The following is a 6935-nucleotide window of genomic DNA, read 5'->3' on the forward strand; positions in this document are numbered from 1 at the left end:
ACATTCGAAAATGCTTCGCGAATAGCGGCTTTAGGAGAAGCGTTGGAATTCAGCGTCTCACTTGCTTTCCGGACAGCGTCATCAGTATAGGCATCAAGGGCCCGAAGAAAAACACCTCGTTTGTCGACAAACGCCTTATAAAAACTGCCTCTGGATAGATTCATGCCATCGAGTAGGTCGGGAAGCGATGCGTCGTGATATCCACGATCCCAGAATACGTCCATGGCATTGCGAACAGCCTCTTCAAGCTCAAATTCGCGGGGGCGTCCTACGGAGCGGGATATCTGAGTGCTTTCGACCATGAATGCTATATGGAACCATTCGGTCTATAAAACAACTGAAATTTTCAGGGAAACATCACAAACCCGCCCGCATGCCTTCATCTCATGCTGGTGGGTGCGAAGTCGATCATACGTGCCCTCCCTGACAAAGCTCAACATCGGGCCGTCGTGCCGAATTCGATCGCCGAGTTGCGCGAAAAGTACCTGTATCGAACGCAAGTGCCTGAGGACGATTCGGGCACGATGTATCAGTTCGTGAGGCACGACATCGATGCCGCCGACCGCTGGCGCGTCTTTCCCGTCCGCTCCCCCGACAGGGGTCCTTCTCGTTTCGGCCCAAAAGCAGCCGTCAGATGATGTCCAAAACGCGCCGAAAACAGATGCTCGGCAAGACCTTGGCGGCATCCTCGCGTCGCGCCAGACGCCGTCGAGTCGCTCGACGGCTCGAGTTTCTTGGCTACCTTCGGCCAGGACGGTAAGTCGCCCTTGATCAGGGGGCAGGGCGGCTTGCTTCAAGCGCTGCAGGACTTGTCTGTCCAAGGAAATGCCCAAGTGCTGACTTCCTGGAAGGCCGATCGAGCGCATAGAAGGTGTGGCTGAAGGCGACTCCGTCAAGCAGGCCCTGAATGTAGCCGGCGATGCTGTCGGCCGCCATGATGAGCGCGGTGTCCACAGTGTGGATGTAGCGGCTCGTCACCGACCCTCGTGAATGCCCGACCAAGGCGGCGATCGTTGCCTCGGTGAACCCAAGGTCATTGGCGAAGCTGTGCCGCAGAACATGGGGTGTGATGCCGGCTAGGTCGGTCTTCTCGAGTAGCTTCGTCCAGTGCCTTGGGAAGCTCCCGAATGGCGTGTCATCCTCCCAGCCGGGAAAGACATAGTCTTCGGCGCTCTGTTCCTCTTCGTGGCGACCCTCGTGGTATTCCAGGACCGGCAAACCGATCGGACGCACTGACGCTCCTTCCTTGCTGTCGGTCAGGCGCCGGCAACTGCCCAGCACGCTTTGCCACCAACTGGCTGACGCCAATCGGTGCAATTTGCGTGGGATTACCCATTTTCTGCGGAGGCGATGCGTCCGATTATCCAGCGGAACGGTTGAGCGTTGCTCGCGAAGGCAGCACTCAACCCGTTCAGTTCATCGTGGGTTTTGACGGCTTTGCGCCGCCATGCACGAACCCACTGCGCGGCCATGGCGAGCAGTTGGCTGCCAAGAGAGTGGGGGAGTCGTCATGAGGTGGAAGGGCCGTTGAAAGGCACGGCCGCGGCATCAGCCGCAGCGGGCGCAGTGTTGAAGATCCCCCCGGCGAAAGCGCTTCAGCGGTTGAGGCCGGCCAGCAGAACGTACTTGACCTCGACATATTCCTCGATGCCGTAATAGCTGCCCTCGCGGCCGTAGCCGGATTGCTTCACGCCGCCAAAGGGGACCGACGACGTGCCGACCGAACCCGAGTTGAGGATGACCATGCCAGCCTCGATATCTCGCGACAGCCGGAAGGCGCGGCCGAATTCCCGGGTGTAGGCATAGGCGACCAGCCCATATTCGGTGTTGTTGGCGCGCGCGACCACCTCTTCCTCGGTCTGGAAGCGATAGACTGCGAAGACAGGCCCGAAGATTTCGTTTTGCGCCATCCGCGCGTCGTCGCCGATGTCCGCGAGGATGGTGGGCTCGTAGAACAGTCCGCCCAGCGCGTGCTGCTTGCCTCCGAGCACCAAGCGGGCTCCATGCTCCCGCGCGTCGTCAACCAGCGCGGCCACCTTGTCGAAGCCCGTCTGATTGACCAGTGGCCCCACAACGAAGTCCTCACGCATGCCGTCGCCGACCTCCAGCTTCGCCACCTGCACCGCCAGCGCCGCGACGAACCGGTCATAGATGCCGTCCTGCACGTAGATGCGGTTGGGAGAGATGCAAACCTGACCGGAGTTGCGCAGCTTGGCCGCGACGATCCCAGCAAGCGCCTCGTCGAACTCGGCGTCGTCGAAGACGATGAATGGAGCGTTGCCGCCCAGCTCAAGCGTCATCTTGGTCAGCGTTGCACCGCTCGCGGACGCCAACAGCTTTCCGACCGCAGTCGAGCCGGTGAAGGAAATTTTGCGGATGCGCGTATCACCGGTGAACAGCTCACCAATTTCCTTGGGGTTGCCCGTCACCATCTCGAACACGCCCTCCGGAAGGCCGGCGCGGCGTGCGTACTCTAGCAGCTTGTAGGCGGTGAGCGGCGTCTCTTCGGACGGCTTGATGATCATCGTGCAGCCGGCGGCGAGCGCCGTCGCGATCTTGCGGCAGATCATCATGAACGGGAAGTTCCAGGGCGTGATCGCGGCAGTAGGCCCGATCGGCTCCTTCAGGACCATCACCGCAGCGCCCGTAGCGTGGGTCGGGATCGTGTCGCCGTACACGCGCTTGGCTTCCTCCGCATACCATTCGATGAAGCCGAGGCCATAATCGATTTCGCCCAGCGCCTCCGAGAGGCATTTGCCGTTCTCCTGCACTATGATCTCGGCGAAGATGCGCTTATCGATCTTGACGAGGTCGAACCAAGCCCGCAGCAGGTCGCCGCGCTCCTTGGCAAGCCGGCGGGACCAGGTTGGAAAGGCCGCGCAAGTGCGGTTGATTGCGGCCTTCACCTCGTCCAGGGACAACTCGGGCGCTTGGCCGACAACAGTGCCGTTGGCGGGATTGTAAACGGTAATCATGGGAGATTCCTTTGTTAGGATCGAGAGCGGCCATTACCGCCCGCGAGCCGGGTGTTGATTGCATCAGGTCGTCGTTTCAGGCTTGCTCGCGGTGGAACGTCAGGCCGACATGGTGGAGCACGTCGTCGATGAACTCGCCGTCCGCCTCGAACCCGGTGTTGTCCCAGTAACGGATGTGGTTGCCCGTCATCTCGTAGCGGCCTTGGTAGGCGTGCTTTCGGTCGCCGCGCGCCTCGTCGTAGCGACCGTCGGGAAACAGCTCCTGGCGGATGTAGCCGTCCTTGGTCACCCACATGCCCACGAAGGGCGAAGATGGTTCGCTTGCCATGCTCGTCTCCATTGTTCGGAAAGCGGCTCGCCATCGGTCGCCGCCTGGACAATGAAATAGCTTGGCGCGAGCGCCACTTCCAATATATCAACTATTATTTTTGATACATTTAATGTATCATGATTCTTATGGAGTTACGGCACCTTCGCTACTTCCTCGCCGTTGCCGAGGAGCTGAATTTTCGGCGCGCGGCAGAGCGAGTTGGTATCGCGCAGCCGCCCCTGAGCAGCCAGATCCACGATCTGGAGGCCGAACTTGGGGTACGGCTGTTCCGCCGCGTGCCGAAAGGAGCGGAACTTACCGAGGCGGGCGCGGCGTTCCTCGCCGAAGTCCCCTCGATTTTCGAGCGCGTCGACCAAGCTGTTCGCATGGCGCAGCGGGGCGGACGCGGTGAGGTTGGACATCTCCGGGTGGGGTATACCGGTTCGACCTCCTTTAACAATCTTGTGCCCGAAGCGCTGCGTCAGTTCCGCCGAACCTACGCGGAGGTAGAGCTGACGCTCGAGGAGTTGAACAGCCTTCAACTCCTCGATCGGCTGACGCATCAACGGCTGGACGCGGTGTTCATTCGCCCGGGAAGGGAGCCGATCTCAGGCGTTGCCGTGCTGCCCTTGCCGCCTGAAAGCATGATGATCGTCGTTCCGGCCGAACATCGTCTCGCCCACCTCTATGCCGTGGAACTGAAGGACCTCGCCGGCGAGCCGCTGATCCTCTTCTCACGGCTTTTGGGCTCGGCGCTCTACGACGAAATAATCGATGCGTGTCGCCGCGCCGGCTTCGAGCCCATCATCGGCCAGGTGGCGCCACAGATAACCTCCATCGCCAATCTCGTCGCGGTGGAACTCGGCGTTTCGATCGTTCCGGCACGGATGGCGAACGCCGCTATCCCTGGTGTCCGCTTCCTTCCGATCAAGGGGGACGCGCCCGTGGCGCGCCTGGCGCTCGCCACCCGCTCGGAAGACCGAAGCGTCATCACGGCAAACTTTGTGCGCTTCGTCCGGCGCGCGGCGGAGAAACCCTAAATCGCTGCGGTGTCGTTGAAGCGGTCTGAAAACATAGATCGCGCAGAACGCCGACAAGGAGTTCGGCAAAATGTGCACGCAGGCCCGAAATCCGTGCTGCCTAGCCTCCAGCCTGCCTGCAGTCCGGGTGATCTTCCGAAAATTGTCTTGCCGCCAGGAGAACCGGCATCAGAGCATATCCCATTGCAGTCAGCCGATATTCGACACGCGGTGGCCGCTTGCCGAAATCCCTCCTGTCAACCAATCCTTCCTTTTCTAACTCGCGGAGATGCTGTGTGAGCATTTTTTGGGAAATACCCTGTATGTCGCGAAGCAACTGGGAGCTCCGCATGGCTGGATCGGCATAGAGGCGAAACAGGATCGGCATCTTCCAACGCCCGCCTATCATGCGAAGCGTGCGTGTCACATGAGCGACCGCCCCATCGGGTCCCAAGCAAGCTATTCGGACATTTGATGGGACAGGCACTTTTTGGTGCGTTCTTGCCAGTTCCATAGGCAGCCTCCTATCTGATGTTCGACTACAAATAGGAGATTGGATCATGGATTTACAGTTGAATGGAAAGGTCGCGCTCGTAACGGGAAGCAGCAAGGGTATCGGGGAGGCCGTGGCAAAGGGACTTGCGCAAGAAGGGGCGACGGTCATCGTTCATGGTCGCGACAGAGACGCGGCGGAGCAGGTGAAGCAACAGATAGCCTCCGTTGGTGGCAATGCTCATTGTGTGACTGGCGACCTAACGGTTGAGGAGGACGTCGCCGCAATGGCGGTGGAGGCACAACGACTTGGCGGGGCAATTGGGATTTTGATCAACAACGCCGGCGGGTCTGGCCCAGGGGAGGATTGGGGCAATGCATCACCCCAATCTTGGGCCTCGACCTACGACCGCAACGTAATCGCTGCCCTCAGGGTTACCAAAGCGCTGCTGCCAGGGATGCGGCTGGCAAAATGGGGCCGAGTCATCAATATATCGAGCCTCGCGGCTCTAATGCCTCCGCCGATCAATCCCGATTATTCCGCAGCAAAGGCTGCTATGCTCGCCATGACCGTATCGATGGCGACGGCCGTCGCGGCAGAAGGCATCACCGTGAACGCTATCTCGCCCGGTACAATACACAGCGCCAAGCTTGACATGAAGTTCCGCGAGGTCGCATTCGATCGCGGTATCCCTGCGGACGCGCCATGGCAGGATGTGGAGAAGGCGGTCCTGTCCCTATTCGCACAGGTGCCTATGAATCGGGTGGGTACGTTGGAAGAGATCGCAGACACCATCTCTTTCCTTGTCAGTCCCAGAGCGGCTTACATCACGGGATCGAATATTCGGTTGGATGGCGGGATGCTTCCTACGATCTAGCAATTAGAGCAAATGCTCTGCAACCGAAAGAATCAGCAGTAGACGCATAACCAGTATGCGGCGTGGGCCCAAAGGATAATTATGAGTATCTTCGATCACATCAGCATCAAGGTCGGCAATTCGGCCGCAGTGAATGCGTTCTACAAGGGGGCTCTGGCACCGCTGGGCATTACGCAGAAGTTCTTGGCGGAGCGCCCCGACGGCCTGACCGGCGGCTATGGTCGTGAGCGGGTGGAGTTTTTCGTCGGGCAAGCGACCTCCGCAGTAGAAGCGCCCTTCCACCTGGCTTTTGAGGCGAGGAGCAGAAGCGAGGTCGATGCCTTCTACGCCGCAGCTATCGCGGCCGGCGGGAGAGACAACGGTTCGCCGGGCCTGCGCCCCAAATATCACGAGAACTACTATGCGGCTTTTGTGATTGATCCGGCCAGTAACAATGTAGAGGGTGTCTATCAGGGCGCCGATTAACAGGATCGTGTGGTTCGCGTACGATGCCTGCCGAAAACAGGCTGCGGACAGATGCGCCGAGGTCCCCCTTCAGCGCTTCCCCCAATAGTCATCATGCGAAGTCCATTGCGGATCGGCGCCCTCGATGCGGACGCGACCGATGCGGTTGTTGGACACGCCGCCCAGATAGAGCCCGCCCCTGTGCTCGCAGGTCGAGGTGATCGAAGGATGGTTTTCGCCGGCTCTGTCTCAGAGCGCATCGATGATCTCGCCGGTCGCCGATACGCGCAGCACGCAGCCGCGATTGATGTTGGGGAACATCAATTCGTCCGCGGCGATGCGCTTGGCGAAGCGGCGGCGGAAGGCCGGCTTGCGCATTGCCAGGTCGAAGGTCTTGGTGCGCATGCCGAGCAGGGCGATCCAGTAGGTGCCGTCCGAACCGAGGTTGAGGTTGTCGGGGAAGACTTCGCGTTTGCCTTTGTCCGGCCCGTCGAACCAGTAGCGGTTGATGCGACAGGCCCAGGTTTCGGCGAACAGCAGCGACTGGCCATCGCGGCAGATCGTGACGCCTTTGGGAAAGATCAGCCCGCGCAGGATCGTGCGCGTCGACCCGTTCTTCGGGTCACGGCAGATCACGCGCCCGTTGCCCCTGCCCTCCAGCGCATCGACCGCCCACTCCGACATCTCATAACGGATTGTCGCCTCGGCGGATACCTGGTTGCGGCGTCACGCTTCCAATCAGAAGCCCTTGCGGTTTCCGACTGCCTCTTGTCGACTTTCGAAGTTCGAAACCTGAACATCTGCGGTGGTGTCTCGG

The 6935-nt window shown here is 60.1% G+C and carries 8 protein-coding genes and 1 pseudogene; 3 read left to right on the forward strand and 6 right to left on the reverse strand.

Annotated features, from left to right (window positions below; genetic code table 11):
- The 4 genes and pseudogenes from EN943_RS33100 to EN943_RS33115 all read right to left on the reverse strand — a co-directional run.
- The coding region (locus tag EN943_RS33100) for a TetR family transcriptional regulator (RefSeq protein ID WP_164778507.1) at window positions 1-224 on the reverse strand (224 nt) is incomplete at its 3' end.
- A 547-nt stretch (window positions 225-771) separates the two neighbouring features.
- A pseudogene (locus EN943_RS33105) lies at window positions 772-1272 on the reverse strand (tyrosine-type recombinase/integrase); the annotation flags it as partial.
- Window positions 1273-1595: 323 nt separating this feature from the next.
- Window positions 1596-2975 carry an NAD-dependent succinate-semialdehyde dehydrogenase gene (locus tag EN943_RS33110; protein ID WP_127416151.1) on the reverse strand — a complete coding sequence of 460 codons (1380 nt, stop codon included), beginning with the start codon at window positions 2973-2975 and terminating at the stop codon, window positions 1596-1598.
- A gap of 76 nt (window positions 2976-3051) precedes the next feature.
- Window positions 3052-3315 (reverse strand): Atu4866 domain-containing protein, encoded by a 264-nt coding sequence (locus EN943_RS33115; RefSeq protein WP_245476066.1) that lies wholly within the window; start codon window positions 3313-3315, stop codon window positions 3052-3054.
- A 116-nt stretch (window positions 3316-3431) separates the two neighbouring features.
- Between EN943_RS33115 and EN943_RS33120 the strand changes: the two genes are divergently transcribed.
- Window positions 3432-4325, forward strand: coding sequence for a LysR family transcriptional regulator (locus EN943_RS33120; protein WP_127416156.1), 894 nt, complete (start codon window positions 3432-3434; stop codon window positions 4323-4325).
- 100 nt (window positions 4326-4425) lie between these two features.
- On the opposite strand, the gene EN943_RS33125 is transcribed toward EN943_RS33120, so the two are convergent.
- Complete coding sequence (locus EN943_RS33125; RefSeq protein WP_127416153.1) at window positions 4426-4818, reverse strand: helix-turn-helix domain-containing protein; 393 nt, start codon at window positions 4816-4818, stop codon at window positions 4426-4428.
- Window positions 4819-4864: 46 nt separating this feature from the next.
- On the opposite strand from EN943_RS33125, the gene EN943_RS33130 reads away from it, so the two are divergent.
- Window positions 4865-5674: an SDR family NAD(P)-dependent oxidoreductase gene (locus EN943_RS33130; RefSeq protein ID WP_127416154.1), complete on the forward strand. Its 810-nt coding sequence runs from the start codon at window positions 4865-4867 to the stop codon at window positions 5672-5674.
- A gap of 87 nt (window positions 5675-5761) precedes the next feature.
- Window positions 5762-6139 (forward strand): VOC family protein, encoded by a 378-nt coding sequence (locus tag EN943_RS33135; RefSeq protein ID WP_164778508.1) that lies wholly within the window; start codon window positions 5762-5764, stop codon window positions 6137-6139.
- 228 nt (window positions 6140-6367) lie between these two features.
- Here the strand turns inward: EN943_RS33135 and EN943_RS33140 are convergent, their stop codons facing one another.
- Window positions 6368-6814, reverse strand: a complete 447-nt coding sequence (locus tag EN943_RS33140) for a hypothetical protein (RefSeq protein WP_281060870.1) — start codon at window positions 6812-6814, stop codon at window positions 6368-6370.
- Window positions 6815-6935: the final 121 nt, after the last annotated feature.

The organism is Mesorhizobium sp. M7A.F.Ca.US.006.01.1.1 (assembly GCF_003997935.1).
Taxonomy (GTDB): domain Bacteria; phylum Pseudomonadota; class Alphaproteobacteria; order Rhizobiales; family Rhizobiaceae; genus Mesorhizobium.

Excerpts from the sequence above, each read along its gene's own strand:
- EN943_RS33125 (WP_127416153.1), bottom strand. The coding sequence starts at position 4,818 with ATGGAACTGGCAAGAACGCACCAAAAAGTGCCTGTCCCATCAAATGTC.
- EN943_RS33130 (WP_127416154.1), top strand. The coding sequence starts at position 4,865 with ATGGATTTACAGTTGAATGGAAAGGTCGCGCTCGTAACGGGAAGCAGC.
- EN943_RS33120 (WP_127416156.1), top strand. The coding sequence starts at position 3,432 with ATGGAGTTACGGCACCTTCGCTACTTCCTCGCCGTTGCCGAGGAGCTG.
- EN943_RS33115 (WP_245476066.1), bottom strand. The coding sequence starts at position 3,315 with ATGGAGACGAGCATGGCAAGCGAACCATCTTCGCCCTTCGTGGGCATG.
- EN943_RS33110 (WP_127416151.1), bottom strand. The coding sequence starts at position 2,975 with ATGATTACCGTTTACAATCCCGCCAACGGCACTGTTGTCGGCCAAGCG.